This window comes from Streptomyces sp. 8P21H-1 (assembly GCF_013302945.1).
On record NZ_JABTYA010000209.1, the window covers coordinates 1 to 528 of the forward strand.

1 protein-coding gene is annotated in these 528 nt (G+C 77.5%); it reads right to left on the reverse strand.

Annotation, left to right across the window (positions count from 1 at the left end; all coding sequences use genetic code 11):
* Positions 1–528 (reverse strand): glycosyltransferase family 4 protein (locus tag HO151_RS03525; protein WP_173894645.1); only part of this gene is annotated, 528 nt, incomplete at both ends.

Genomic DNA, 528 nt, shown 5'->3' on the forward strand with positions numbered 1-528 from the left:
CGGCGAGGGCCGCCGGGTTCTCCGGCGGGACGAGCAGGCCGGGCACCCCGCCGTCGGGCGCGCGCCCGACGGCCTCGGGAAGCCCGCCGACGTCCGTGGCCAGTACGGGGATGCCCCGGGCGAGCGCCTCGGTGACGGCCATGCCGTACGTCTCGGCGTACGAGGTGAGGACCATCAGGTCGGCCGAGGCGTAGCTGGCGTCGAGCGCGGCGCCGGAGCGGGGCCCGGCGAGCTCCAGGCGGTCGCCGAGTCCGTGCCGGTCGATCAGGTCCCGCAGTCCGGCCACGTACTCGGGGTCCTGGTTGAGACCGCCGACGAGGACGCAGCTCCAGGGCAGGTCGGTGACGGTGGCGAGGGCCTCCACGAGCCGGTGCTGCCCCTTGCGCGGGGTGACCGAGGCGACGCACAGCAGCCGGGAGACACCGTCGGTGCCGGGGGCGAGGGGCGCGATGTCGGCGCCCGGGGCGGCGACGTGGACGCGGTCGGGTGCGAGGCCGTGGTGGGCGACGAGCCGGCGGGCGGCCCACT